This window comes from Kitasatospora sp. NPDC057518, from assembly GCF_042802075.1.
Lineage (GTDB): Bacteria > Actinomycetota > Actinomycetes > Streptomycetales > Streptomycetaceae > Kitasatospora.
Window position 1 is genome coordinate 1 of the sequence record NZ_JBHVEU010000074.1, and the last position, 25,339, is coordinate 25,339.

Here is a 25,339-nt window from a genome sequence, read left to right on the forward strand (position 1 = left end):
GAGCTACCTCGCAGGCCTCCACCTCCGCGCCTCAATGATCTGGATAGACGACCTCGTGCGACCACCCAACTGATCACAACATCACACAGGCCCTAGTGATGCGGGAACAGTTGCAGCATCTACTTGACGTAACCGAGCAGTACCCGCACATCACCGTTCAAGTTGCCCCCTTCGACCTTGGGGAGCGCACCGGAGCGATCGGGAACGTTACGCTCATAGAACTTGAAGACGGGGCACGGTGGGCTTACTCCGAAGTCATGGGCAAGGGCCACATCGTTGAAGACCCGGACGCAGTGACCGCAGTTTCCCGGTCCTATGATCGGCTCCGGGCGGAAGTACTCCCCGGGCGAAACTCCGCCAACTTGATCCACGCCGTCATGAGAGGGCTCAGCAACGTGACTACCAGCCAGAGGCCGGCCCACCCCATGCACCACGCTGACTGGATGAAGTCCTCATACTCCGAAGGCGACGGCGGGAACTGCATCGAGGTAGCCATGGCCACGCAGTTCAAGGACATCGTGCCCGTCCGGGACAGCAAGGACCGGAGCGGCCCGGGGTTGGAGTTCAGCGCCGCTGGGTGGAGCGCATTCGTCTCCGCCGTCCGCGGTGGCGAGTTCGGCACCGTTTGACTCACACGCGAGTTGTTCCGGGACCCGGCGTTAACGACGCAAGCGCCCCCTTGTACTGGCCCGTAGCCGGTACAAGGGGGCGCTGTGCTGCCTATGGGGGGTCGAGGTGGGCGGTGCGCTGGTCGACGCGGTCGACTGCGTCGCGCAACGAGCTGCCGCTGTTGGGGTGCAGTTCGTGCTGCACCTCGACGAGCTGCTGCTCGATCGTCGACAAGCGGGTCATGACGCCGGGGCGGCCGGGGACACCGGGGCGGTCGTCGGTGCCGGTCCAGTCATCGACGAAGTCCTCGACCTTGGCGGCGAGCTGGCGGGCGCTGCGGGTGGCGCGCCAGATGAAGCCGGCCGCGGTGCACAGGGTGACCACCGCGCCGGCCAACAGCAGGACTTGATCGAGGTGGCCGGCGCCGGTGGGGTCGCTCACTCGCTGCCGCCGTCCTTCGGGGTGCGCAGCCACGTGGGCAGCAGCTGCTCGACCACGTCGAGCGCCATCACGCGCGTGACGGCGCCGGCGACGGTGAGCGCGACGGCGACGGCGGGCAGGGTCTGCGGGATGCCGGCGGTGGTGATGAGCAGGGGTAGGGCGGCAAGCAGGCCGAGCAGGGTCTGTACAGCGGTGCGGAGGGTGCGGCGGGTGGCGGCGGTCAAGGGGGTGCCTCCTGGTGGATGGGGCCGGGGGCCGGTCGGCCCCGGGCGGAAGGTTCAGCGGACGGTGAAGCCGTGCCGGCGGCCGAGCTCGGCGAGCGAGGCGCGGCCGGGGATGCCGTCGGCGGCCGCGCCGCGGTAGCCGAGCTGCTGCTGCCACCGGGCGTAGGCCGAGACGGTGCGCGACCCGAACGAGCCGTCGGCCCACTGCCGGCCGAGCAGGCCCTCGTCGCCGAGCGCGGCCTCGACGGGGCGGACGGCGTCGGGGTAGGTGGTGCCGCCCTGCGGCAGGCCGGGGTCGCGGCGGGCCGCGGCGATCACCTGGTCGAGGTCGACGACGGTCTGCTCGCCGGGCAGCGCGCCGCCGAGCAGCCGGCGCAGGGAGTCCTCGCCGGGGACGCCGTCGGCGGCCGCGCCGGAGTAGCCGAGGCTCTGCTGCCACTCGGCGTAGTTCAGCGTGTCGGCGTCGCGCCAATCCTCGTCCGGGCCGACGGTGTAGTGCTGGCCGTAGCTGGCGGTGACGAGCGCCTCGCCCACCTGCCGGACCTGCGGGCCGTGGGCGCCGTAGCCGTAGGTCTGTCCGCCGATGGTCACCTGGTAGCGGGCGGGGCCGGTCGGCTGCGGGTCGGGGGCTGGCGCGGGGTTGGGGGTCGGCTCCGGGGCGCCGGTGGCGCGGGCGACGATCGCCGGGAAGATCACGGTGTGGAACTGGCTCACCCGGGCGTCGCCGGGGCACTCGGTGCCGGACGTCGACCACGACCGGTGGAGCCGGTGGTACCCGTACCCGGGGTCATCCGGGGTGCGGCAGATACGCAGGGGGATGCCGTGCTCGTGGTGGAGCCAGACGCCCAGGGCGACGAGCTGCTCGACCTGCTCGGGCGTCCACGGGTCGGTGTGCTGGTTGTTGGACTCGGTCTCGATCGATACGGCGCCGGTGCCGTCGGGCCGGCGGTTGGCGGCCGCGTTCGCGTCGGCACGGGTCATCGTGCCGATGAATTGCGCGAGGGTGCCGTCGTAGCCGAGCCCGAACGTGGATTCCAGATTCGTGCTGTCGCGCCAGTACTCGTAGATGCGCCGCGGCGACCACGCGGCCGCGATGCTGTGCAGGATGAACTGCGTGGGGACGATGGCCGGTTGCGCGTCGCTCTCGGGCTGCAGCTCCATGCGCTCGGCGCCGGGGTACCACGACATAGGGGTGTCTCCAGACATGAGGAAGCCCCGGGGCCGACAGGCCACGGAGCGAAGGTGACTGTGCAGTGCGGGAGTTGGGGTCAGCGGGTCTGCGTTCCGACGCAGGCGGACGCGCACGCGTAGATGTTGCCGTTGCCGCCGGTTCGCCACGCCTTGATCTCGACCTTGACGATGGCGGCGGTCTCACCGGGGCAGAGCTTCGGGCCGTCGGCGGCGTAGATCCAGTCGTTCGAGGCGAGGTTGTGCTGCTCGCCCCAGGGCTGGCCGTCGACGTAGATCTGCATGGCGCCGGTGGTGCCGTTGTCGGCCGCGGCGTAGGCGGCCACGCTGAGCATGGGGTGGTACCGGATGTGCGCGGCCGTCCAGAGGATCTCTGGACTTCCGGACTGCGTACGCGGGTACTGGCTGAGATCGCCGTCGGGGTAGAAGACGGTGTGCAGGTACGGCACGGCCAGTCCGCCGTGGACCCGGTCCTCGGCGAACAGCGTGCTGCCGCGGCTGTCGTAGATGTCGATGCCCTGCGGGTGCTGGTTCGGCGACCACATGGCGAGGGCGGGGGTGCCGTCCTCGCGGGAGATCAGGACGCCGTACTGCTTGGTGCCGTCCGGGTGGGCCGGGCTGATCCCGCCGATGTAGATCATGTCGTGGCCGGTCCCGGAGCGCACGGTGAGCGTTCCGCCTTCGGCGATGGTGACCGGCCCGTGCTGGATCTTGTCGAGCGCCGGCCGCGTTTGCGCGCGGCCGGACAGCTCGCGGACCTGGCGCTCCAGTGCGCGGATTCGGTCGAGAAGATCCTGCGGAATCGCAGCCAACTAGGCCTCCACAACAGTGAGTTTGGCGGTTTCGGGGCGACCGCGCTCCGGCGGTGAGACCGCGATCCCGACGATCCGGAGGCGCGCGCTCATCCCCTCGGGCCACCACATGTCGGTGATCCGCACGCGGGCGGTGGCGCCGAGCAGGGCGGGGCTGATCTGGCCGTCGAGTCGCACGGTGAGCTCGGGCACGGTGTGCGGGTCGAGGTGGGCGTCGGCATCGGCCCGGGCGTGCGCGTCGAGGGTGGGCTGCTGCTCAACGGTCGAGTAGTCCGAGCTGCCGTCGAGACGAGGCCAACCGGCCTCGACATCATCCGAGTTGGTGATCAGCGGGGAGAGCATCGGCGTACTCTCGGCGGTCTGGTTGCGGTTGATGCTCGCGCCTCGGCTCTGCCAGCCGTTGGCCTTGGTGGTGGCGTCGGTGGGCCAGGTGTACGAGAGGATCGGGCCGGGACGGGTGAGCACGAGCTCGCCGCGACCGGCCCGGATCACTGGGTGGCCGAGCTGAAGCTGCTTGATGCGCCGGCCGGTGTCGGGGTCGCGCACGGAGGCGATCCGCCACTCGAACCCGCCCTCGACCCGTGAGAGCTGCTCGATCAGGTCCCGGACGAACGGCAGGTCGTACCGCGAGTAGAACCGATCCCGCAGCACGCCGGAGAGCTCGGTGTCGACCTCGATGCCGATGTCGCCCCCGGGCTGCTCGGCGCAGTACTCGATCAAGTTCCGAACGATGTCGAACTGGTCGACACCCGTTGCGTGTTGGGAGTCGTAGAGCATCCGGTGGGCGAGGTAGCTGTCCCAGGTGGCGGCCTGCAGGTCGAGCCGCAGCCGGCCGCGCTCGTCGCTGTCGAGGGCGGTGGTCCACAGGATTCCGCCCCACCAGAGCGCGCCGTCGCGCTCCACCCACAGCGCGGTGCGCCCGGGGACCAGGGCGGCGCGGGCACGGGCGGCGAGCTCGGCCGTGACCAGGTGCACGGTGCCCCTGAGCGAGCCGGTTTTGCCGAGGTACTCGTCGAAGCTCACGCCCCACAGCGGCAGGATGTCGAGCAACTGGTCGGACCGGAGATCGCAGATCAGGACCCGGTACGGCGTTGGGGGTGGCAAAGAGATCACCTCCGCACGCGCGCAGGCGACGCGTTCTTGAACAGGACTCTCGAAAGTCCCATGTGTGCGCTGTAGTTGGGGCTACTCGACGAGTAGCCTGGCAGAGTCTTAGTGAATGCAACCGCGTGTCTTGATGGTCGCGTCGGAGACTTTGCTGACAGCGGACTCAGGGGGATAAATGGCAGATGCGCAAGACCCCGAAGACTCTCGGACCTCGCCTAACGCGAGCTCGGAGCGGCCGGGAGGCGGCTGGGGGGCGCGCGAGCCGGCCGCGACGGAGGAGCCCATGGCCACCCCGGCGTCGCCCAGTACCAACTCGAAGGCACTGGTCTGGCTTGGGGTGGCAACGTCGCTGATCACGGTTCTGGCCTGGTTTGGGGTGAAGGACTGGGGCTCATTTCGGGCTCTCATAACTGGGCGACAAGGGTGCGATGCAGCCTCCAGCGCTCTACTAGCCTTTCGAGCAGGGGAATCGGCGCGCCCTACTCCGCCATGGACGGACCAAGAACGCCGCTCGGCCGTCGCCGCGTGGCGGACCCTTGGCGATCAGTTCTCGTCGGCCGCAGGTACTGCCACCAAGCCAGAAGTTCAATCTGCACTGACAGACTTGGCTGCTGACTATGCCGCGCTGGGCAGTGCTCTTGAGGCACGTGATGGGACGGGATTTAATGGTGTGGAGAAGAAGAGGTATTCCGACTTTGAGCGTTACTTGAAGGCGTGTTTTCACAGCTGAGGCGTATGAGGGGTGGGGCGAGGGGAGACGTTAGGGCGCCTGCGCGGCAGTTCGATGGTTCCGGCTAGGAAGCCTCGTAAGCGATCTGCATGCGCATCACGGCGCCGGCTCGGGCCCACCGGTAGGACAGAGACCCGGGGGTTGTCCACGCGCCGTCGCTCGGGCGCGGGGCGAGGATCTGCGCCGAGTCCTCGCCGACCTCGATGATCGGAATCAGGCCGCGCCAGAAGCTTTCGGCGTCCATGTGCCGGCCGACACCGGTCCACCCTGCGGTGCCGGAGCCGTCCGCGGGCACCGGCAGGGACACCCGGATGGCGCCGCCGCCGAGCGAGCTTCCGGCGCCCCAGTGGAGCCACGCGACGGCCTCGACGCGGCGGCCGATGCGGCAGTACCGGCCGCCGGCGATCGAGGCGCCGAGGCTGTCGAGGCCCGACCACGTTGGCGTGTACGGCGTCCACGTGCCGAGCGCGACCCATCCGGTGCCGGTCCACCGGTCAAGGCCGTTCGGTCCGTCGCGCCATTGTCCGACGTAACTCCCGGGCCCTGCAACGGTGTTGGGGACGATGCCGCCGAGGGCCTGCGGGTAGGCGACCCACGCGGACCCGGACCACCGCTCGATCCGGTCTCCGGTGTCGCGCAACTGGCCGGGGTAGGCGCCCGGGTCGGCCCCGGCGTCGGGCCGGATGCCGCCGGCCGCCACCGTGTAGGCACGCAGGTCGGTCAGGGCGGTTGCCCAGGGGATTCCGCCGGTGCCGGCGGACGCCCCGACCGGCACCCGCACCGCCCACAGCGGCAGCGAGCAGCCGGGCGCCGCCGGCGCCGTCGGCTTGGGGTCCGGCGTCCCGGGCACGATCTCGACCGCGGCCAGCGCCCGCCCGCTCTGATCCCAGAGCCCGTCATAGACGCGCAGCACGACGAGGTCGACCCGGTCGTACTGCGTGTGCCCCGGGGCGAAGGCGAGCGACTCCGGCACGGTCACGGCGACCGGGTAGGCGCCCTGCAGGGTGCTGCCCTGCACGAGGGCCCGGCCGACGCCGAGCTGCGCCTGCATGGGCGCGGTCGAGGTGAGCAGCAGCGGCGTACCTCCGGGGATCACGCCGGGGGCGGTGGTGGTCGGCCCGGTCGGCGTCATGGTGCCGACGGGGGAGAGTCGGGTGTCGGTGCGGCTCTGCCCGGTGGGCGGGAGCCACGCGGCCCGAACAGTCATGGGGGTGCCTCCTACCAGTAGGCGTGGCGCCAGCGCAGCAGCGCGCGGGCGTCCGGATGCGGGGGGACGTCCGCGGCACCGGCGAACCTGAAGTCCGTGACCCCGGGCGGGACAACGAGCAGCTGCTCGGGCGAGGACAAAGCGGCCACGGTGTAGAGCCGGGAGGCACCGCCGAGGGTGACCGTGCCGGCCGCGCCGTCGACGACGAGCTGCTCGCCCGGCCCGAGGGTGATGTCGTACGCCCACCGGCGCCCGGTCCGCCCGCACCGCAGGGAAGGCTGCGTCACGGGCCCGACGAAGGTCACCACGGCCGGTGCCGGCGCCTTGCCGTTGTTGGCGGCGGTGAGGATGCCGGTGGAGCCGCCAGCGCCGAAGGCGAGCCCGCCCTCGACGACTGGCCCGCCCGGTGGGGTGGTGAGGTGCCAGTCGAGGCCGCGCTCGACCTGCCCGGCGAGCTGCCAGTCGAGGCCGGACTCGTCGACCGGCAGACCTGCGACGGCCTGCTGCTCCGCCAGCGAGTAGCGGCGCGGGTCGGTGGCCTCGAACATCAGCGCGGCGCCGGTGATGGTGCCGACCCGGTAGCCGCGGCGGGTCGGGACCGACCACCGCAGACACCGCGCCCACACCATCAGCGGCCCCCGCTCGTCGACCTGCACGACGAGCGGCAGCTCGTCGTCGAGGGACACCGCCCCTGCCTCGAAGGCTTCGACTACCGCGCCGATCCGGGCGGCCGGCGCCCGGATCACGATGTCGTCCACCGTGATGGTGCGCGGCTGCGCCCACAGCTCACCGGGGTAGGCGCCGTGTCCGGCCGGCCGGGGGGTGGTCCCGGAATCCCACGCGGGGGAGTCGGACCACCCGCTCAGCGTGCGCCACCGGTAGGGGGTGCCGGGGCCGAGCAGCAGCTGCTCGCCGAACTGAATGTGCCCGGGCAAGGCAACGCGGTCGCCGAGGGCCACCGGATCACCCCCTGACCTTGAGCTGCCAGCCGAGCGCCGCCGCGAGCTGCTCAGGCGACTGGCCACCGGCATTGAACTGCTCGATGTGCACCAGCGGGCCGGGGCCGGACGGCCTGCCGTCAGCCAGGCCGTAGGCGGCAGTCGGAAGCAGGGCGGCGACCGCGGGGTGCGGCATGCGCGTCGCTGCGGTGAGCGCCGGAGTGTCCGGAACCGCGACCAAGTCGCGCATGGTGGCAGCGAGTTGGGGCTGCGCCCCCTCGATGCCGGAGACGATGCCGGCCGGAATCCACCGACCGACTTCCTGCGCCATGACACGCGACGGGGAGTGGATGCCGAGCGCTTTGGCGATCGGCCCGGGAATGATGTTTTTCGCCCAGCCGATCAGGAGATCGCGCAGCCAGGCGCCCATCGACTGAATTCCGGACCACAGGCCGCGGACGACGTCCCTGCCCTTGTCGACGAGGAGCGTTCCGAGATTCCCGAGGGAATCCGCGATGCGCCCGGGCAGGCCGCGGACGTAGTCGACGAGCGCACCGGCACGATCCGCCACACCGGACCGGATCGAATCCCAATGGCGGATGACCAGCCCGACTAGAGTCCAGTTGAGGAAGAAATCGGCGATCCTCCCCGGGACTCCCCGGACGAAATCGACGGTCGCATTCCAGCCGGTGATCGCACCGGTCCGGATCGAATCCCAGTGCTTGATCAGCAAGCCGACGAGCGTGAAATTCAAGAAGATATCGACGAGGAATCCGGCCGCGCCGCGGACCACGCCCACGATCCAGTCCCACGCGGCCGCGGTCGCGGACTTGATCGTGTCCCAGTGCGAGACGACCAGGGCGACGAGCCCGACCACGGCGGCGATCACCAGCGCCACGGGTCCGATGGCGATCAGCCAGGCGGCGGCGACCCGGGCGGCCTGCGCGAGTGCCTGCGCACCCATCAGGACCCACGTGCCGACGACCTGTGCGCCGGCCGCAATCGCGGCGGCGCCCTGCGCCACCCAACCAGCCACCGTGGTAGCGGTGGTGATGCCGGCCTGTACGGCAAGCGCGATCAGGGTCGGCAGCATGATCGCGGTGATCACGCCCGCCGCGATCGAGAACGCGAGACCGTGCTCGCGAACGAAGGCCTTGCCCGCGTTGAACTTGTCGCCCAGCGTGCCGACCCAATCGGCCGCGGACATCAGGGCGGGGATCACCTTCGATCCGAGGACCTCGACGGCCCCCTGCTGCAAGCCCCGGACGAAGGACGTCCAACGGGTGGCCGCGTTGTCGCGCATCGTGTCGCCCGCCTTCGCGGCGGCGCCGTCGACCGCGCCCAGCCCGGCCACAGCGGACGATGGATCGAGCGAGAACAAGGCGCGGGAAAGGTCTTCGGCCTGCGTCCCCAGAAGTGCGAAAGACAGTTTCGATCGCTCGGTCGGGTCCTTGACCTGCCGCAGCCGATCCATGATCTGATCAAGCGCCGCGTTCGCCTCGGGGCCGCCCCGGTTGAAAGCGGCCGCCATTTTATCGGCGTTCAGGCCAATGCTTTTCAGGCCATCGGCAGCGGAGCCGTCCTTGACCCGGATGTTCAGTTCCTTGAAAGCGTCCGCCACGACATCGGCATCGCGCGCGCCCGCTTCCAATCCCTGATGGATAAGGCCCAGTGCCTGCTTTCCATCAATTCCCAGATCGCGAAACTGGGTTGGATATTCATTGAAAGTGTCGAGCAGATCCTCGCTTTTGTTTGCGCCTATCTGCGCGCCGCGCACGAGAATGTCGAAAGCCTCTTCGGCATTCTTGGCCATCCCCGTTTTGAGCATTTGCCCAGCGGACTTTGCGACGGGTCCGACTTCCTCGCCGAGGATGTCGGCGACCTGCTGTGCCCGGCCGCCGACCGCTTGCAGGTGCTCGGCCGTCGAGTCCGCGGGCACGAGACCCTGCTGCCACAGATGCTTCAACGCCTCGTTGGCGGTCTCGACGCTGTCGGTGTACCCCTTCGAATACAACTGACCGGCAGCCTTGCCCAGTTGGGAAGCCTGCTCGGGCGTCGCGCCGAGCTGCGCCGACAGCAGGCTCGTACCGCGCTGCTGACCGACGGCCTCAGACAGGCCGGTCACGACGGCGGCGCCGATCGCACCGCCGATCAGCGCCCCCTTGACGGCACCGAGCGCCTTCGTGATGCCGGAGCCGGCGCGCTCGGCGCCGCGCTCGGACTGCTCCGCGAGCCCGTCGCCCAGCTCGCGCCCGGCCGCCTGACCCGCACGGCCGGCCTCGCTCTCGACCACCTGCGCGGTGCGCCGGATACCGGCCTCAACCCGGTGCAGGCCCTGCTCGGCCCCGGAGTCGTCAACGCTGATCGTGGCGAGCAGCTCGCCGACGGTGAGAGCCACAGCTCACCCCCTCGCCGAGCGCAACCAACCCCGGACAACGCGATCCAGGAAAACGGTGGTCTTCGGTCAGATGCAGCCCAGATCAGCCCTCGGCGGGCAGGCCCGTGATCGCGGCGATCTCCGCCGCCGACGAGACCGTGCGCGGGGTGGCGGCCCACGCCGCGCGGAACCGCGAGTGCTCGTCGAGGCCTCCGAGCAGGACGACGAACCGCCGCTCAGACAGGGCAGCGACGTCGGCCGCGCTCAGACCGTAGATACGGGCGAGATCGGACTCGACCGCCGCCCAGTTGGTCAGGACCGCCGACCAGAGCCCGCCCGCCGCGCCCGCGCCGCCGGCTTCGCCCGACGCTGAGCCCGGTTCGGGGCCGACGTCCCCGGGCTCGGGGCTTTTCCCTCGGCCCGGGCGGCGGCCTGCTCGTCGTGCAGCTCGGCCGCCCGCGCCATGGTGACCGAGCCGGGGCGGCGGACGGTGGCCGCGGCGTAGATGAGCAGGATGCCGAGCTGCCGGTCGGTCATGCCCTGCTCCGCCCAGTGGTCGAGGGCGTCCTCGCCGACCAGGGCCCGGAGCATGGTCCGCACGTCGTCCGGGTCCTCCGAGTGCTGCAGGCGTTCGAGCTGCAGGCTGAAGATCAGCGGGAGGGACTCGGGCAGGGTGTAGGTCCGGCCGTAGAGGAGGAACGTTTCTGCATGCCGACCGCGGGACTGCTCGGCGAAGAACGCGTCGAAGTCCGCGCACCCGTCGGCGGCTTGGTCCTGGTGGTCGAGGTCGAGCTCGTCGTCGGTCACGAGCCACCCCCGGCCGGCGGCGGGGTCACCGCGGCGGTCGACGGCTTGCCGCACCGGGTGATCGTCGCGCTCCAACTCGTCTTCTCGGTGGTGCCGCCGCCCTGCTCGCCCGGGCTGACCGTGGCGTCCCACACCACCCACGTGGGTTGGGTCCGGTGGCGCCAGCGCACGGGGTTGCGGGAGTCGACGCCGAGTCGGTACGTCCACACGTCGTCGATGTAGGCCTGCCCGAGGTCGCGCTTGCCGGCCTTGTCGGCGGCGTACTTGGACGCCAGGCTGATCGAGGCGCCGCGCTGCATGACGTCTTGCTCGAAGTAGCCGTCACTGTCGAAGCTGGTCGTGTCCTCGGTCTCTTCGTTCTCGCCGGGGTTGTGCGAGAAGCTCGTCAGTAGTCCGATGCGCAGCCACGTCTCGGTGCTGGCGCTCAAGTCCTGCACCTCGAACTGCCAGCCGCGGGCGTCGATGGGGCGTACAGGGGTGGTGGGGGTCGGCATGGTCACCTCCTAGGCAGGGCGGGGGTCGAGCGCCTCGATGTCGAGGCGGAAGTTCGCGACGTGCTCGTGCCGGCCGACGGCGTCGACGCCGAGTGGAGACGGGGTCTGTTGCGCGATGCACAGCACGAGCCAGAGCCCGCCGGGCAGTTCGACTCCGGCGAGTCCGTGCAGCGCGGAGAAAATGGCTTCGGCGCGGGCGCGGGACACGCGCGGGTTGGCGGTGCCGCGCACCCGCACCTGCAGGCTTCGCTCGTCCCAGCCGTTGAGCGGGTCGGGGACGCCAGCGCCGTACAGGCTGAGCTGCACCGCGCTATCGGGCACCGGCGGCATGAGCTCGATGAAGCAGTCGCCCCGGGTGCCGGTGGGGTCATACATGAGCAGGCCGGCGGCCTGCAGATAGCGGGCAACGGAGTCGAGCAGCTCGGGCAAGTGCATCGCCTCCGGACGGTTCTTCGATTGTCTGCCGAACGAGGTAGCGTCGAAGGGTTGGACAGATAGAAAGGAAAGTGACTGGTGGGTAAGGGAATTGATGAGCTGCAGCGTGCTTACGACGCTGCGCTGAGCCGGGTCAACGCGGCGCGCGCCGAGTCGAGCAAGCTGTCGAACGACGGGCCGCTCGTGCGGGGACGGGACGTCCCCGGCGTGCTGGCCACGACGGCTCAGGCGGTCTACGACGAGCTCGACGCCGCCGAGACGGCGTTCGCGAAGGCGCAGCAGGAACTCGACGCGGCGCGCTAGTCGCCAGGGCGGGGGTGGTCTAGCGGAGCGCGCGCCGTACGGCTGTGGCGATGATCTGCTCGACCGCCCCAGCCTGCTCGGCAGCGGGCCGTTCCAGGAATTTGGCCGTCCGGCCCTGGTCGTGGCGGGCGTTGAGATCCTCGTGCACCTTGGTGGCGTAGGAGGTGTCGTAGGACACGGCGGCGACGAGCTGCTGCTCGTCGACGCTGGCAACGCCCGAGCGCATGAGGGTGCCCTCTTCGATCGGCACCACCTCGCGGGAGGCCTGCAGTACGTGCTCGGCGGCGGCGAGCAGGCCGCGCGCGGCCGCGGCGCGCTCGGCCCGCAGGACGGCGTCACCGGTCCACTCAACGCGGCTACGGGGGCGAGTCACTCGCAACTCACCTCCTGGTGGGCGGGCACGGGCAAGCCCGGCGCGCCGACGGTCGAGACGGTGATCGGGACGGTGGTACGGCCGGTCGGCAGGGTGATCCGGGAGCCGGCCGGCACGTCGGTGTCGAGGTCGAGCACGACCTGCGCCGAGCTGACGACCTGCCGGCCGTCCGGGGCGCGCACGAGCCGTACCGTCTCGGACACCAGCGCGGGCACGTCGTCGAGGGGCGGGCCGTAGACGGGCCCGTACGCGGACTCTCCGACGTACGGCTCGATCACGATGCGGTGGCGCAGCAGCCACCGGGGGACTCGGGTCACCACGGGAGGCCCACCCCGTGACCGGTGAGCCCGGCCTGCTGCAGGGCGAGCCGTGCCCGGGGCGCGAGGTCGAGCGCACCGGCCGGAGCCGTGGCCCCGGCCGTGAGGCTGATCGAGCCGGCGCTCACGGACGACCAGCGCGCGGCCGCCCCGGTCCCGTCCTCTCCGGAGGCGACTTGGTATTCGACCTGCGCGCACGCGGCCGCGGCCAGCGCGGCGGCGTGCTCGGGGCGGGTGGGGGCGCCGGTGGAGTCAACCGGGTAGCAGGCGGTGAGCAGCGCGGCGTCGACGTCGGCGGACGCGCGGGCGAGCAGCCGCTCGGCGTCCGCCGGCGGTGCGGCGGTGCCCAGCCACGCGGCGAGCTGTTCGGGGGTGGCGTAGGTGAGTGCCACGATGCCCACCCCCGATCACCGGGGCGGCGCGGGTGGCGCCGTCCCCTACTCCTTGGCGCGGGCGCGCCCCTTGGCGGTGGTGGACGGGGCCGGTCCGTCCCCGGTTGCCGTCGTGGCCGGGGCCTGGTCGAGCTGCTCGATCTCGTAGCCGTGGCGGCGGAAGTACAGCAGCGCGCCGGGGGAAAGCTGGTCGGCCGTCGCCCGGCCGGCGGTGAAGTGGACGCCAGCGATCGTCTCGTCGTGGTCCCCGTCGGGGGACGTGATCGCGTACATCACTGCACCTTGAGGTTTCGCAGCACTGCGGCGGCGCGGGTCGCCTTGAGCGCGACCGCGACCGGGCCGAGTTCGACCTCGCCCGTCTTGACGGCGCCACTCGTGCTGAAGTCCGGTAGCCACTGCCGCACGATCTGCCCGCCGGCGGTCGACACCCCGTGGAACCCGTCGAGGCCGAGCCTCAGCGCGTACAGGTCGGACAGGCCGGTGATCTGCCCGCCGGGCCCGGCGCCGTCGACGTCGCGGGACTCCACCGGGATTACGGGGGAGGTGCTGCCGGCCTTGTCGCCCAGGTCGACCAGGGCGATGCCGTTGTAGGTCTCGACCGTCTGCCCGAACGCGTTCGGGGACCGGTCGTAGTAGCCGGCACGCCGCGCCAGGCTGCGGATTCGCGTGATGGTCTTGCGGTTGCCGAGCAGCGCGGACGGGGTCCCGTCGAGCAGGGACAGGAACTCGTCGAGCACGTCGAGTGCGTCGTTGGCCTTCCCGGTGTCGCTGCCGAGCGTGGGACCGGTCCAGTCGAGGGAGGCGCCGGCGCCCATCTCGGTCGTCGAGCCAGCGAGGGCCTTGTCGAGGCCGTCGAACCCTTGCTCGGCGCCCGGGGTGGTGACGCGCTTGCCGTTGATCACCTGGTCGGCGAAGTAGGCCCGGGCGGCTTTGATGGTCTGGCCCATCTGGAACGTCACCTCGTTCGACGCCGCGGCGCCGATGTTGGCGAGCACACGGTCGACTTCGAACGCGCCGCCCAGCGGCGCCAGATCGACCGTGAACCGCGCACGCTTGGCCTGCGCCTTCGGGTACTCGGTGCCCAGAGCGCGGAACTGCGCCGGCCGCTCGACGACGAGCCGGGTGTAACCGTAGGTCAGGGTCGCGCCGCCGCCGGCGGGCGACACGGCGTCGTCGAAGGTGAGGTTGTCGAGCAGCCAACTGGACTTCCGGAACTCGTCGATCACCATCGTGTCGACGTCGTCCTGCGCGTTGATCCGCGCGTCGGCGAGAGTGATAGCCATGGTGGAGCCTCCTTACTTGGCGAGTCGCGCCGAGATCGCGTCGAGCAGCGTCGCCGGCGTCTGGCGGGTGGTGGGAGCGCCGGCGAACTCCGAGCCGGAGCGGGGCGGCGGGGCGCCGGCGGCGCGGTAGAGGTCGGGGTCCGCCTCCACCGCCGCCGTGATGGCCGACTTGAACTGCTCGGCGAACTTGGCGTCGGTCGGGTCGAGTTCGGCAACCGCAGCCGCGAAGCTGCGGGAGTTGAGCAGGCGGTCGGGGCGGGCACCCGCCGCCTCGGCGGCCTGGTGGGCAGCGAGCTCGACCCGCGCCGTACGCAGCTGCGCGCCGAGCTCGGCGAGCTGCCGGTCACGATCGGCCACCTGCGCGGCGAGCTGCGCCGGATCGGAGTCCGCGCCGCTGGAGTCGGGGTTGATCGCCTTGTTGATCGCATCGAGGGCGGCCTGCAGCTGGTCGCGCTGCTCGGCGGCCTCGGTCGCCTGGCGCTGGGCGTCGGCGAGCTGCTCGGCGGTCGGGCCGGCCGGGGCCGGCGGCGCGGTGGGCGGGTCGGTGGGGCCCGGGGGGGCGGGCCGGGTGGTCGGCTCGCCGGTCGGCGTGCCGGTGCCAGTGCCGGGGCCGCCGACGGGGCCGGTGTCGCCAGAGCCTCCAAGGACGGGCCAGATCGGGCGACCGTCGCGGCGCAGTCCGACGGCCTGAAGTCCGGTGCGGGGGTGGATCGGAAGTGCTTTGGTGGTCAAGGCGGGTGGTCCCTCCGGGCCGTGGACGGAAATGGGAAAAGCCCGTCCCCCGGGGAGGTCGGGGTACGGGCCTTGGTGAGCTGGTTGGTGGTCGTATGGTGGACTACTGCGGGTTGATGAGCTCTTCGGCGAGCTCCAGTGCCGCGATGGCTATGTGGTCTGGGATCGGCTTACCGGACAGCTGGAACTCGGCTGCGCTGACCTTGAGTGCGCTCAGTCTGGAACACTGGTCGTCTGGATTCTTCGGCGAGATCCGGATGGCTTTCTTGGTCCACGGATCTTCGTAGGGAATCTGGACGCCCAAGATTGACGCTGGATGCCGACGCCGGTAGTCCAGGTAGACAGGGGCGGTCTTCGCGTGGCCCTCGCCGCGGTTGCAGCTCTCGCATAGACCGCCGCGCACTAGCCCGGTCGAATGATCATGGTCCTTCTGCAAGGTGGTCCGGTCGCCGCAGATGGCGCATCGGAACTTCTGCCAGGCCATCAAATAGCTAATTGCCATCTTGCGCGCCTGGGGGTCGTGGGCCGCTGTGAGGGCTGCCTCGCGACAAGCCCGGACCATGTCCGCGTTTCTGCTGGGGTACCAGCTGGCGCACTTCGGCGGGCCCGCTCGAAACCGCCGCTTCCCTGCTTCTGACATCGGCATCCAAGTCACGAATGGACTCTATGGCGCCGCTCTGACAGTCGGGGGTGCGTCACCAGTTGGGTGCCCGGCCATGGGCCATGCGGTGGCGTAGCCGCGGACCCACGCGGAGCGCAGCAAGCTGTTGCGCGGGTGAGGACAGGTGGTGATCGGCTGTCCGGAGCGGGCCGCATCGCGGCCGGAGGCGACAGCGCGCACGATGTCGGCACGGAATCCCAACTCGGCACCTCCTAAAAGCGGTTGATGATGTCGGAGCCGGTTTTGCGGGCGGTGTCGGCGGCGGCCGACCGTACGCCGGTGAGGTGCTCGGTGTACTCGGCGAGCGTGGTCCGGGGGGACACCTCGGCCCAGTACCGGCGAAGTTCCTCGGACGCCCGGGCGTACGCGACATGGTTCGGACCCGAGAAGAGGCTCAGGGGGTCGATGCCGTCGAGTTGAGCGCGCTTGGTCAGCAGCACGCCGCGGCACCACTCCTCAGCGTCGAGCCACTGGGCATAGACGTACTCGTCGTACATCTGCCGCACCTGCTCGCGGCTGAACGCGGCCCGGCGTCCGGACTCGGCCCACTCCCGTTCGGCCAACCACCGCTCGGCGGCGGGCAACCGTTCCCACGGGTGTTCGTCGGGCGCCTGGTCAACCCACGACCAGTCGTCCATCCGGGAACCCGGACGCAGCGCGTCGTCGAGGGCGGCCCGGTCGGCGAGCTGCGCCTCGACGCCGCGCCCGGCGGCGGCCGGCGGCGGGTCGAGCGGGTAGCGGCGGTCGAGTTCGGCAGCGGTGCGCTCGGCCCCGGCGGGGTCGGTGTAGCGCAGCGCCCACCCGAGGCGGTCGTTGGCCACGCCCGACAGGTCGGGCAGCAGCCGGCCGCCGGGCAGCAGCTCGGCGAGCAGCTGCCGGCGGTCCGCCTCGGCGGCCAGGGCGGCGAGTTCGTCGCCGGTGGCGTGCCGGGCGCGCTCGGCGAGCTGCCGCTCGGACAGCGCGATCAAGTCGCGCCGGGCGCCGGGCAGGGCGGCGTCGATGTCGCGCTGGTCCAGCTCGGCCGCCACCCGCAGCACACCTGGATCGTCGAGCAGCGGCAGGATCCGGGCGAGCTCGTTGTCGCCGAACTCCGTGAGGTGCTCGGCCATCCGGCCGCCGGGCCGCACGCGGTCGAGCAACGCCTGCTCGTCCCGCCGGTCAGCCTCCGCCCGGATCTTGGCGCGGTAGCGCTCGTCGAGGGAGCCGTGCCGCGTGGCGGCGCCGAGCTGCTCGTCGCTCATCTCGGCCGGCGTCCGGTGGTCACCGGCGCGCACCTTCGCGGCCTCGACTGCATCCGGTGGTACCGGCCGACGCGGTTCGGGGAGGTTCCCCGCCCCCGGCTGCTCCCGGTACCTGAGGCGCTTCAACTCCGGGTTGGCGGCGAGGTGTGAGCGCATTTGGCCCTGCCAGTCGCGCACCCGTTGCTCGGCCACCTGCCGGGCCTCGGGCGTGAGCGCTGCCTCGGCGCGCTTCTTGTGCTTGCGAATCTGGCGCTCGATCGCGCGTTGGCGCTGGCCGGCCTCGTAGCCGGTGGGGTCGGCCGGCTCCGGTGGCTCCGCGGCGGTGACGCCCGGGGTGTAAGTCGACAGGGCGTGGCGGCAGTTGGGGTGTTGGAGTCCTGCGCGGCGGGCCTGCTCGACGCTGCCGGCGATCCGCACGCGGACGGTGCGGCCGTCGTCGACGGCGTGCTCGACCTCGACCTCGCGCGGCCCGTCCGGGCCGTCGAGCGAGAGCACCCTGCCCTCCCACTTGCGGCAGAGAGGACACTCACGCGGAACTTTCGAGACGATCACGAGGTCGACGCCGGCGGCGCGCAGCCGGTCGGTCTGCCCTTCGACGGCGGCCCGACCGACGGCCGTCCGTACGGCCATCTCGGCGTAGCTGGTCATCTGCCACGACCGGCCTGACTTGTCGACGAAGCTTCGTAGGCCGCGGTCGGCGAACCGCTCCATTGCCCTCTGCGTGGCCTGGCGGCGGGTGTCGATGCCGAGCAGTGGCGTAGCGGCCACCTCGGAGACGACCTGCCGGTATCCGTCCTCGACACCGCGCAGAATGCCGCGGTGGGTGGCGGTGACGAGCTCGATCGTCTCCATGGCGAGCCGGTCGACCGCGCGGCCGGCCGGGGTCGACTCCGCGATGCGCGCGGCGTCGACGTCGGCCAGGGCGCCGAGCTCGGCGAGCCCCGTCCGCGCGCCCCTGTTCCAAGCCTCGGCGACGACGTCGTGTACTTCGGTCGACATGGCGGTGCCGAGCGCGTCGACGACGCCCTGCGCCGCGCGGCGCAATGGTTGGACGTCGGCGAGCTTGGCGACGGCCCACCCGGGCGCTTCGAGGCCGTTGGCGATCTGCCGGGCGAGGATGCCGAGCAGGCGCTGCTCGGCATCCTCGTACAGGGCCCGCACGCGCTCGGCGAGATCCTCGGCCATCCACGGGGAGACAGGCATCGGCAGCCTCCCTAAAAGCTGAGCGAGGTAGTGCCACTTACGGGACAATCACCAGGATCGGCAAGATCAGAAGGGAGTCCGATGGGCGGCCTGGGAAGTGTCAAATGGCGCCTACTTGTCCAGGAGGCAAGTCTTTCTGAGCAATCAATTGGGATCGGCCTGTCTTATATGCGAAAGGCGAACGCCGATCACCCGGGGTTTTACTATGGGGCTTTCTTTAATTACACAATCGGCCTTGAGCGGTTGATGAAGCTGGTGATGCTCGTGGAGCACCGAGTCAGGGTGGGAGAATTCCCCGGATCGACCGACTTCAAGAGAACTTATGGTCACGACCTTGAAAAACTCTTCGAATCAGTTCGAGCGGTCAGGGAATCTGCCGAGCAAAGTAATTTTCAATACGAACTCCCGTCCTCGCCTCTAGTTGCTGTAGCGATGTCAGCGCTTGCTGATTTCGCCAAATTTGATCGGTATCACGGGCTCGATGTTCTCACTGGCTCTCCAAAGGCCAAGCCGCTGGACCCGGTGGCGCGATGGTTCGAGGAAATAGGGAGGCCTTTCCTTGCCGGGCGCTCACAACGCCATGCGCAACGCGACGAGGAGGAGGGCAGGCTCCTTGATGCTCTCCTGGGCCCATTCTCGCATATCACTGCTTTTTCTGAAACCGGGGATCGAATCTCAGCGCCTGGTGGTCTTCTTGTCTCTAAGCGGGAGTCGGAATATGTGGCCAAGAATGGTACGTTCTTGTGTGCGGCCATTGTGCGATACATTGTCGAAGTTCTCTACTTTCTGCATCTAGAGGCGTTTCGGCGGGGAATCGGAGAGATTCCGTGGTTTGCGGACGCTTTCACCGTCTTCTACAATGATGATCGGTATCTGAAGGCGCGGAAAACATTCCACGGGTAAACTCGATCAGAACGTAATCGGGTCGGGCACGGCCTGCCCGGTCTCCATGTGGATGCGGGCGACCTCGGCGGCGACCGCCTCGGCGTACCAATCCGGGTTGACCATGCGGACCTTGGTCTCGGTGCTGATCGCCTGGGCCTGCGCGAGCAGGGAGAGCGTCTGTGCCTGGGCCTGCGCGTCCGGGGCGACGGCCGGCCCGAACTCGACGCCCGGCCGCTCGGGGGTGAGGCGGGAGAAGCCGAGCGCTCGGTCGAGAGAGAGCATGGCCTCGACGATGTCCCCGAGCGCCGGGGCCGCATACCGGATCTTGGTCTTGCGGGTCACCATGGAGTCGCGGGTCCGGGCCATGATCTCCGTCGCGGTGGTGGCTGGCCCGTCGCCGTCGAGGCCGAACGTGCTCGGGCTGTAGCCGGTGCTCTGGACGATCTGCCGCACGAACGCGTCGGAGGACGAGCGATGTTCCTCGACCCTGATCGCGAACTGGGCCAGTGTGATGCCCATGCCGTCGGTCGGGGGGATGTCGAGGGCCTGCCAGATCTCGCGGTCCAGGTCGAAGTGGGCGCCGTGGCCGGGGCCGCGGTCGCGCAGGTAGGCGCCGGGGACGATGAGGCGGGCGCGGGCGAGTCGGATGTCGCGCATCCAGCTCGACCACACTTCGTCGAGCGCGTCGCACAGGTCCCGCGCCGGGCCCTGCAGGTCCGAGCGGCCGAGCGGCGAGCCGCGAAAGGTCCGGTTGGGGCCGATGTTGGGCCAGTAGGCGGCGGTGAGCTGCGGGATACCGGTCTCGACCAGGCCGGACGGGCCGAGGCTGTCGACGACCGCGGCGGTCGTCGGGTGCTCGGTGAGCGGTACCGGCCTGCCGATGTTGTCGGTGGTGCCCTCGTAGAGGGCGTGCTCGATCCGGCCGCGGGAGTGCCGCTCCAACCGACGCAGCACGGTCGCACCCTGCCTCTCCAGTTCCTGCCAGAACGTCACGGCGGTCAGGTGTCCGTAGCGGAACTCCGGCAGGGCGGCGTCATGGTGCACGGTGGTGAGGAGCGGCCGGGGGCCGATCGCTGCATCCCACGCGGCGGCCAGGTAGACACCGCCGAGCGCGGCGGACACCTCCGCTGCTTCGAGCAGCACGCGCTCGGCGTGCTCGCCGAGCAACTCGTCGAGGCGGGCCTGCAACGCGGTGTCGGACACGGTCAGTCGTGGGGGCTCGCTGAACAGAAGGCCCGCGCTACGGCGGGCGACGTCAGCCGCCATCGGGATGTGCAGCCGGGTCTCGCGGCGGTCCGGTGCCGGTGCGCGGTCGCGCCCCCACAGCCGGCGCTGCCCGTCGCGGCGGTGGCCCTGCCCTTGGTACACCGAGGCGAGCCGCTTCGGGTCACCGGAGTACCACGCGTCGTCGACGGCCATCTCGGCGAGCTCCGGTGCCCACCGTTTCGGGGGCCACGGGGAGTTGGGCTCAGGCAGTGGCATGGGCGCTCACCTCCTCCGGGATCAGGTCGGGGACCAGGTGGTGCCACTCCGGCAGGGTGGAGTGCACGACGTACCGCAGCGCATCGCAGGAGTGGTCGTCGCGCTTGATCGGGCGGTCCTCGCCGGCGGCGGCTGCGACAGGGTCCCAGCTGTACCCGGGGAGTTCGGCGAGCAGCCCCTCACAGGAACGGTGCACCCGCAGGAAGGCGGGGGCGAGTGCGGTCGACGTCGACCGGATGCCGTCCACGACGTCGTTCTTCGCCCGGGCGACCCCGGGGTGCCCGTCTTCCCACAACTGCGCGGTGAACGAGGTGGCGGAGGGGTCGACGAACGTCCACTCGGGGTCGACCCCCAAGCCAGTGAGCCAACCGCGCAGGGCGGCGCTGTACTGGGCGTCGGTCATCTGCCGGCGCCGGGCGCGGGAGTCGTAGCGCCACTCCGCGCAGACGTACAGCCGCCCGTCCACGCCCAATCCGAGCAGGACGGCGGCGAGAGGATTCGTGGTGCCGTAGTCGATTCCGAGCCAGTACCGGGTGATCGTGGGCAGCTCGTCGACGACGTGCTGCTGCTCATCCCAGCAGTCGTACACGGCCCCTTCAGCGACCACCCACGCGCCGTCGATCATCCTCCGGCGCCACAGGCCGGTGTACTCGGCGTGCAGGGACCGGACGTAGGCCGGTGACAAGCTCGGGTTGTCGTGCAAGGCGAAGTGCCAAGCATGCAAGTCGAGTTCGGCCGCCCGATCGAGGTACCCGGTCCGCAGCCAGTGCCGCGGACCGTCGGGGTTGGTGGTGGCCAGCACCCGCGCCCCGGGGACGCTGAGTCGGGCGAGAAGCTGAGTCCAGAATGCTTCGGGGATCAGCGTGGCCTCGTCGACGTACGCCAAGTAGGCCGTCAGGCCGCGAAGTCGGCCCTCGGCCCGGGAGTCCGCGGCGCCGATCAGGTGGACGGTCCTGCCCAGGATGACGGCGGTGGTGGCGCCGCGGGTGTGCCGCACCTGTCCGGCGACCGGCCCAAACAGTGCCGGATCGCTGAGCGGCTCCAGCACGTTGCGCTCGATCGTCAGCAGCGAGCGGCCACAGATGATGATCAGCCCGGACGGCGGCGCCTCCGCGATCGCCAAGAGGAACGCCAGCAACGAGGCAACCGTCTTGCCGGACCGCACCGAGCCGTGCCAGATGTTGATACGGGCGGTGGCCCGGGCGACGCTGCACAACTGCTTCCGCGAGAGGGGGAGTTCGACGGCGGGGGCGAGCACGGCTCACCCCCCGTCGGCGGCCGCTTCGTCCTCGTCGGCGAAGGCGGCCCGCAAGCCCTTCGCCAAGTCGCCGAGCATGGAGCGGACTTCGTGGCCTGACGTGCCGGCGTCGATCTCCGCGAGCCGGGCCGCGCTGGTCAGATAGGAGCCGATGGCCTGTGAGTGGTGGCGCTCGTCCTGCGCCGGCGGGTCCTCGGTGACCACGTCGACCGTGTCGCCGGTCGGCAGCACCTCGACCCGCACGTACGAACCGGCCTCGACCCGGTCGAGGTTCGCCGCAGCCCGCCGGTACAGCCGGCCCACCAGATCCCGACGGACGGCGGCGAGGTCTTCCTGCCGGGCCGCGGTCGCCGCGGCCGTCCGGGCGCCGCCGGTGAAGGCGAGCCCCTCCTCGCCGGCGATTTTTGACACGGTCGAGCTGCTGCGCCCGATCGCGGAGGCGATGGCGTTGCGGGACAGGCCGTCGGCGTGCAGGCGACGGACGTCTGCCCGATCGGATTCGTTGATCAGCTCGCGCATGGTCACCCCCTCCGTGATCTGGTTCGAGGTGCGTCAACTTTCGCGAAAATTCGTCATTGTCGACGACGCAGATCGAAGGCGAAGGTGGAACGATTGCTAGAAACACAGCACTTACCGGGCGGTCTGCGCGAACAATCCATGATCTTTTAAAGAATCTAGCTTCGATTGAAAGAAGTGAAAAAGGTACGTCTTTTGCGCATCGCGGCCCGGATGGGGGTTCCGCCTCCGAAAGGCCTGCATGACCGAAATGTCCCTGCGGGCAAGGGGTTTCAGCTCTGGGACGATGGATCTCGGAGCGGCGCCGCCCCGCATCAGGCCACAACGGTTCATGAGATGGGGAAAGCTCTGTGGGGAATGAGGTGGACGGGCCGGTGGGCGGTGAGCCCGGGGGTGATGGTGTCCCGCAGTGGGTGGTCGATCTGACGCCTACGGTCGCGGTCGCTGCGGTGATGATGGCCATCGCGCTGACGCAGCCGCTCAACGCGGCGTCGAGTGCGCTCCTCGCGGGCGGCTTCTCGGCGCTGAAGGGGGCGGGTCGGGGGCGGCGGGGCTAGAAGCGGCTGCGGCCCGCCACCGGGGGAGGGCTGGCGGGCCGTTGGCCTGGAGTGCGTTTCCGGGTACGCCGGACGCGCCTCCAACTTTAGGTCACAGATCGATAACGACGCAAGGGGGTTGGCTGCGGGTCCGCCCGGCGACCGCGGCGGCGCCCTCGTCCCGGCCGGGGTGCTTGATCCACGCCAGTGCTCGCGCGCCGAGCATCTCGTCGTCGGTGGCGTAGTCGGCGAGCACCTCGTCGACGGTGGCCTCGATGAACTGCTCGGCGGTTGTCGCCGGGTCGGTGTCGGCCGGCGTCGGCTGCCCCTCCTGCTCGTAAATCCCCTGGTGGAGGCTGGCCTTGTCGCGCCGGAAGTACGGAGTTTCAGAGATCGGGAGTTCAAGAACTTGAGAGTTTTAGTTATGCAGGCGGAGTGCCTGTGCTGGCGCTCTAATCATATAGCGAAAGTTACGTAACTTGGATCATTCGAAGATCTTTTTGTGAATCTGCCTTTGATTGCTTGCCAATGACGCTCTTCTGCGCAATCTCTCTGTGGCCGATCGGGGTGCGCTCATTCGAACCACTGAAATGGCGTGGCTGGGCAGGAAGAACAGGTGCTGGTGAGCTGTCAGACTCGATGTCGGAGCGGCGCCGCCCGACAACCGGCCTAGACGGCTCGTGAGAGGGATGCTCTGTGGGAACTGTGGTGAACGGCTCGGCCGATGGGCCGTCCGGCGGCGAGCGCATGCCGCGCTGGGTTGTGGATTTGGCGCCGACGGTCGCGATCGCCAGCGTGATGGTGGTGATCGCGCTGGCTCAGCCGCTGAACGCGGCGTCGGGCGCATTGCTCGGCACCGGGTTCTCGGTGCTAGGGGCTCGCGGGCGCGACGGGCGCCGGTAGGGAGGGCCGCGGCCCTCCATATGGGGATGATGCGGCCGTGTGCCTTGGGGTACTGCGGTCGCGACCCCGAACTCCGTCGGCTCGTCTTAGGTGGCACAACGTCTGCCCGGATTGCGCCATGATCCGTGCATGGAAGTTGCCAAGCTGGTTCTTGAGTATGTGCAGGCGTTGGTGTGGCCCCTGTTCGTGTTGATCTTGATGATCTTCTTCCGGGGTGAGTTCAAAGCGCTCCTGCGCAGGATGAAGTCCGCCAAGGGCGCCGGCTTGGAGGCCGAGTTCGGGGACGAGTTCGAACGAGCGGAGGCGGTGAGCCGAGATGCTGTCGAGGAGGAGGCCGCGGCCCTCGCGGAAGCAGCAGACGGTTCGCGGGGAGAATCGCCAGGCGAGCCGCAGTCACGACCCGTCCCGCGCCCCGCCAATCCGGAGCCCGGTGCCGCCGATGCGTATCGCCAGGGTCTGGACCATGTAGGGGCGGGTCGACCAGCCGAACCAAGCACGGTCGAGGGGATCCTTTTTGACATGGCGCTGCGGGCGAATCCGACGGCGCCGCAGAGGATCAGTCGCAACCTGGGGCCTCTGGTTCGTGAGCACCCGGAAGCGGCCATCCTTAGCGGTTGGCGGGAAGTCGAGATGGAGATCAATCGAGTATTCGACAGCGTCAAGAGGCGGGGTGAAGTGGTGCCGCTCAGTCGTGAGGCGCGTCGCACTTTCCCGGTTCGGCACAAGGTTGACGAGCTGAGGATGATCGGCCTCGGCGTCAACTCGACGGAGTCGATCAAGGAACTGGCGAAGCTACGGAACCTGGTTGCTCATGGCGGCGCTCCAAGCATCGTCGACGCGTCCGACTATCTCGCTGCATGCGACAACGCCGTCTGGGCGCTGAAGCTATTCGCGGCCAGCCACGGGGTTCACATCCGCGCTGATTCCAGCCCTGAAAACTGATAGCGGCCCGGACCGCTTTACGGTCCGGGCCACCGTCTACCCCGCGCAGGACGAGGCTGGCCGGTCGAGGGCGCTGAGCAGTTCGACGAGCTCGACCCCGACCCACGTACGGCGGCCGCGCTGGTCGAGGTCGGCAGGGGCCGGGCAGGTACGGCCGGTGGCGCAGGTGACGCTCGGGGCAGTGCGCGGGTCGGTGTGCAGGATGAGCCCGCCGGAGCACCACGGGCAGGGACGCCCCTCGACCGGGGTCTCGCTGCGGTCGAGGCCGAGCACGCCGAGTACGAGGTGCTCGGCCTGTCCGGCGACGCGCACCGACTCGTGGGCGAGGTGCTCGGGCAGCAGCCCGAACAGGGCCGGCCCGCGGGTGTGCGAGCCGGCGCGCCGCTCGGGCGCGGTGTCCTCGTCGAGCAGGCGTCCCTCGACGAACATCGCAGCCCAGTGCAGGCCGTGCCGTCGACTTCCGGGGTCGGTCGGGCTCGCGTAGTGCCACCGGCGGGGGTCGGCGGCGTCCGCCTCGTCGAGGGCCCACACGACCGGCCGGCCGGGCGTGGAGACGGGGCGGCGCTCGATCGGCCGCTGCACGGCGGCGGCGAGCGTGTCGGCGGCGTCGAACACGAGCCGTTCGACGCGCACCGCGGCGTCGAGGGCGGCGAGGTTGGCGGGGGCGGGGTGCTGGCGCAGGGTGAGTGGCACGCGGTCGTCGACGAGCAGCTCGTCGTCGGCGGCCTGTCGGGCGAGGTGGGTGGAGAGCTGGGCGGGCGGCCACGCGGGGGCCGGTGCGGTCTCGATCGCGACGAGCAGCGCGCCCCAGTGTGCGCGCACGGTGCGCAGCTGCTCGACCGCCTGTCGGATGCGGTTGGACGGGTACACGGTGCTTCTCCCAATCGGCTTGCGGGGGTGGTGAGTTGGTGGGCCCGGGCGCCCCTCTCCGGTGGTACGGGGG

General features: G+C 70.2%; 30 protein-coding genes. 5 read left to right on the forward strand and 25 right to left on the reverse strand.

Annotated features, from left to right (window positions below):
• The first annotated feature begins 80 nt into the window (after positions 1-80).
• Positions 81-629 carry a Scr1 family TA system antitoxin-like transcriptional regulator gene (locus tag ACFU7Z_RS10545; protein WP_380777266.1) on the forward strand — a complete coding sequence of 183 codons (549 nt, stop codon included), beginning with the start codon at positions 81-83 and terminating at the stop codon, positions 627-629.
• Between the two features lie 91 nt (positions 630-720).
• Here ACFU7Z_RS10545 and ACFU7Z_RS10550 read toward each other — a convergent pair whose 3' ends face one another.
• From ACFU7Z_RS10550 to ACFU7Z_RS10600, 11 genes are all read right to left on the reverse strand, one after another.
• A complete protein-coding gene (locus ACFU7Z_RS10550; RefSeq protein ID WP_380777231.1) occupies positions 721-1,050 on the reverse strand; it encodes a hypothetical protein in 330 nt (109 codons plus the stop codon).
• Positions 1,047-1,274 (reverse strand): hypothetical protein, encoded by a 228-nt coding sequence (locus ACFU7Z_RS10555; protein WP_380777233.1) that lies wholly within the window; start codon positions 1,272-1,274, stop codon positions 1,047-1,049. The genes ACFU7Z_RS10550 and ACFU7Z_RS10555 overlap by 4 nt, the downstream gene beginning before the upstream one ends.
• A 54-nt stretch (positions 1,275-1,328) precedes the next feature.
• Entirely contained in the window at positions 1,329-2,462 is a 1,134-nt protein-coding gene (locus ACFU7Z_RS10560; RefSeq protein WP_380777234.1) for a peptidoglycan-binding protein, read from the reverse strand.
• A gap of 80 nt (positions 2,463-2,542) precedes the next feature.
• Positions 2,543-3,274: a hypothetical protein gene (locus ACFU7Z_RS10565; RefSeq protein WP_380777236.1), complete on the reverse strand. Its 732-nt coding sequence runs from the start codon at positions 3,272-3,274 to the stop codon at positions 2,543-2,545.
• On the reverse strand, positions 3,275-4,387 hold the full coding sequence (locus ACFU7Z_RS10570; RefSeq protein ID WP_380777237.1) for a hypothetical protein: 1,113 nt from the start codon (positions 4,385-4,387) through the stop codon (positions 3,275-3,277).
• A 788-nt stretch (positions 4,388-5,175) separates the two neighbouring features.
• A complete protein-coding gene (locus ACFU7Z_RS10575) occupies positions 5,176-6,318 on the reverse strand; it encodes a hypothetical protein (protein WP_380777238.1) in 1,143 nt (380 codons plus the stop codon).
• An 11-nt stretch (positions 6,319-6,329) separates the two neighbouring features.
• Positions 6,330-7,253, reverse strand: coding sequence for a hypothetical protein (locus tag ACFU7Z_RS10580; protein WP_380777239.1), 924 nt, complete (start codon positions 7,251-7,253; stop codon positions 6,330-6,332).
• 28 nt (positions 7,254-7,281) lie between these two features.
• Positions 7,282-9,654 (reverse strand): phage tail tape measure protein, encoded by a 2,373-nt coding sequence (locus ACFU7Z_RS10585; RefSeq protein WP_380777240.1) that lies wholly within the window; start codon positions 9,652-9,654, stop codon positions 7,282-7,284.
• Positions 9,655-9,945: 291 nt separating this feature from the next.
• Entirely contained in the window at positions 9,946-10,440 is a 495-nt protein-coding gene (locus tag ACFU7Z_RS10590; RefSeq protein WP_380777241.1) for a hypothetical protein, read from the reverse strand.
• The gene (locus ACFU7Z_RS10595; RefSeq protein WP_380777243.1) at positions 10,437-10,934 is read right to left on the reverse strand and encodes a phage tail tube protein; all 498 of its coding nucleotides are present in this window, start codon (positions 10,932-10,934) and stop codon (positions 10,437-10,439) included. Before ACFU7Z_RS10595 ends, ACFU7Z_RS10590 begins: the two co-directional genes overlap by 4 nt.
• A 9-nt stretch (positions 10,935-10,943) precedes the next feature.
• Entirely contained in the window at positions 10,944-11,363 is a 420-nt protein-coding gene (locus ACFU7Z_RS10600) for a minor capsid protein (RefSeq protein ID WP_380777244.1), read from the reverse strand.
• Positions 11,364-11,447: 84 nt separating this feature from the next.
• On the opposite strand from ACFU7Z_RS10600, the gene ACFU7Z_RS10605 reads away from it, so the two are divergent.
• Positions 11,448-11,672 (forward strand): hypothetical protein, encoded by a 225-nt coding sequence (locus ACFU7Z_RS10605; protein WP_380777245.1) that lies wholly within the window; start codon positions 11,448-11,450, stop codon positions 11,670-11,672.
• A gap of 19 nt (positions 11,673-11,691) precedes the next feature.
• On the opposite strand, the gene ACFU7Z_RS10610 is transcribed toward ACFU7Z_RS10605, so the two are convergent.
• From ACFU7Z_RS10610 to ACFU7Z_RS10650, 9 genes are all read right to left on the reverse strand, one after another.
• Positions 11,692-12,045 (reverse strand): hypothetical protein, encoded by a 354-nt coding sequence (locus tag ACFU7Z_RS10610; RefSeq protein ID WP_380777246.1) that lies wholly within the window; start codon positions 12,043-12,045, stop codon positions 11,692-11,694.
• Positions 12,042-12,365, reverse strand: coding sequence for a hypothetical protein (locus ACFU7Z_RS10615; protein ID WP_380777247.1), 324 nt, complete (start codon positions 12,363-12,365; stop codon positions 12,042-12,044). The genes ACFU7Z_RS10610 and ACFU7Z_RS10615 overlap by 4 nt, the downstream gene beginning before the upstream one ends.
• Positions 12,359-12,754 carry a hypothetical protein gene (locus ACFU7Z_RS10620; RefSeq protein WP_380777249.1) on the reverse strand — a complete coding sequence of 132 codons (396 nt, stop codon included), beginning with the start codon at positions 12,752-12,754 and terminating at the stop codon, positions 12,359-12,361. The genes ACFU7Z_RS10615 and ACFU7Z_RS10620 overlap by 7 nt, the downstream gene beginning before the upstream one ends.
• A 45-nt stretch (positions 12,755-12,799) precedes the next feature.
• Positions 12,800-13,027, reverse strand: a complete 228-nt coding sequence (locus ACFU7Z_RS10625) for a hypothetical protein (RefSeq protein ID WP_380777250.1) — start codon at positions 13,025-13,027, stop codon at positions 12,800-12,802.
• The gene (locus ACFU7Z_RS10630; RefSeq protein WP_380777251.1) at positions 13,027-14,037 is read right to left on the reverse strand and encodes a major capsid protein; all 1,011 of its coding nucleotides are present in this window, start codon (positions 14,035-14,037) and stop codon (positions 13,027-13,029) included. The genes ACFU7Z_RS10625 and ACFU7Z_RS10630 overlap by 1 nt, the downstream gene beginning before the upstream one ends.
• Positions 14,038-14,049: 12 nt before the next feature.
• Positions 14,050-14,769: a hypothetical protein gene (locus ACFU7Z_RS10635; protein WP_380777252.1), complete on the reverse strand. Its 720-nt coding sequence runs from the start codon at positions 14,767-14,769 to the stop codon at positions 14,050-14,052.
• Positions 14,770-14,872: 103 nt separating this feature from the next.
• On the reverse strand, positions 14,873-15,271 hold the full coding sequence (locus tag ACFU7Z_RS10640; RefSeq protein WP_380777253.1) for an endonuclease domain-containing protein: 399 nt from the start codon (positions 15,269-15,271) through the stop codon (positions 14,873-14,875).
• Between the two features lie 162 nt (positions 15,272-15,433).
• The gene (locus ACFU7Z_RS10645; RefSeq protein WP_380777267.1) at positions 15,434-15,610 is read right to left on the reverse strand and encodes an Rmf/CrpP fold protein; all 177 of its coding nucleotides are present in this window, start codon (positions 15,608-15,610) and stop codon (positions 15,434-15,436) included.
• Between the two features lie 32 nt (positions 15,611-15,642).
• The gene (locus tag ACFU7Z_RS10650; protein WP_380777255.1) at positions 15,643-17,874 is read right to left on the reverse strand and encodes a phage minor capsid protein; all 2,232 of its coding nucleotides are present in this window, start codon (positions 17,872-17,874) and stop codon (positions 15,643-15,645) included.
• A gap of 81 nt (positions 17,875-17,955) precedes the next feature.
• Here ACFU7Z_RS10650 and ACFU7Z_RS10655 point away from each other — a divergent pair, with 81 nt between their 5' ends.
• A complete protein-coding gene (locus ACFU7Z_RS10655) occupies positions 17,956-18,777 on the forward strand; it encodes a hypothetical protein (RefSeq protein WP_380777256.1) in 822 nt (273 codons plus the stop codon).
• 6 nt (positions 18,778-18,783) lie between these two features.
• On the opposite strand, the gene ACFU7Z_RS10660 is transcribed toward ACFU7Z_RS10655, so the two are convergent.
• From ACFU7Z_RS10660 to ACFU7Z_RS10675, 4 genes are all read right to left on the reverse strand, one after another.
• Complete coding sequence (locus tag ACFU7Z_RS10660; protein WP_380777258.1) at positions 18,784-20,241, reverse strand: phage capsid protein; 1,458 nt, start codon at positions 20,239-20,241, stop codon at positions 18,784-18,786.
• Positions 20,228-21,499, reverse strand: coding sequence for a PBSX family phage terminase large subunit (locus tag ACFU7Z_RS10665; RefSeq protein WP_380777260.1), 1,272 nt, complete (start codon positions 21,497-21,499; stop codon positions 20,228-20,230). Before ACFU7Z_RS10665 ends, ACFU7Z_RS10660 begins: the two co-directional genes overlap by 14 nt.
• Positions 21,500-21,502: 3 nt before the next feature.
• On the reverse strand, positions 21,503-22,018 hold the full coding sequence (locus tag ACFU7Z_RS10670; protein ID WP_380777261.1) for a helix-turn-helix domain-containing protein: 516 nt from the start codon (positions 22,016-22,018) through the stop codon (positions 21,503-21,505).
• 645 nt (positions 22,019-22,663) lie between these two features.
• Positions 22,664-22,807: a hypothetical protein gene (locus ACFU7Z_RS10675; RefSeq protein WP_380777262.1), complete on the reverse strand. Its 144-nt coding sequence runs from the start codon at positions 22,805-22,807 to the stop codon at positions 22,664-22,666.
• Between the two features lie 440 nt (positions 22,808-23,247).
• Here ACFU7Z_RS10675 and ACFU7Z_RS10680 point away from each other — a divergent pair, with 440 nt between their 5' ends.
• A complete protein-coding gene (locus tag ACFU7Z_RS10680) occupies positions 23,248-23,454 on the forward strand; it encodes a hypothetical protein (protein WP_380777263.1) in 207 nt (68 codons plus the stop codon).
• A gap of 129 nt (positions 23,455-23,583) precedes the next feature.
• Positions 23,584-24,396: a hypothetical protein gene (locus ACFU7Z_RS10685; protein ID WP_380777264.1), complete on the forward strand. Its 813-nt coding sequence runs from the start codon at positions 23,584-23,586 to the stop codon at positions 24,394-24,396.
• Between the two features lie 36 nt (positions 24,397-24,432).
• Here the strand turns inward: ACFU7Z_RS10685 and ACFU7Z_RS10690 are convergent, their stop codons facing one another.
• Positions 24,433-25,266, reverse strand: coding sequence for a hypothetical protein (locus ACFU7Z_RS10690; RefSeq protein ID WP_380777265.1), 834 nt, complete (start codon positions 25,264-25,266; stop codon positions 24,433-24,435).
• Between the last annotated feature and the right edge of the window lie 73 nt (positions 25,267-25,339).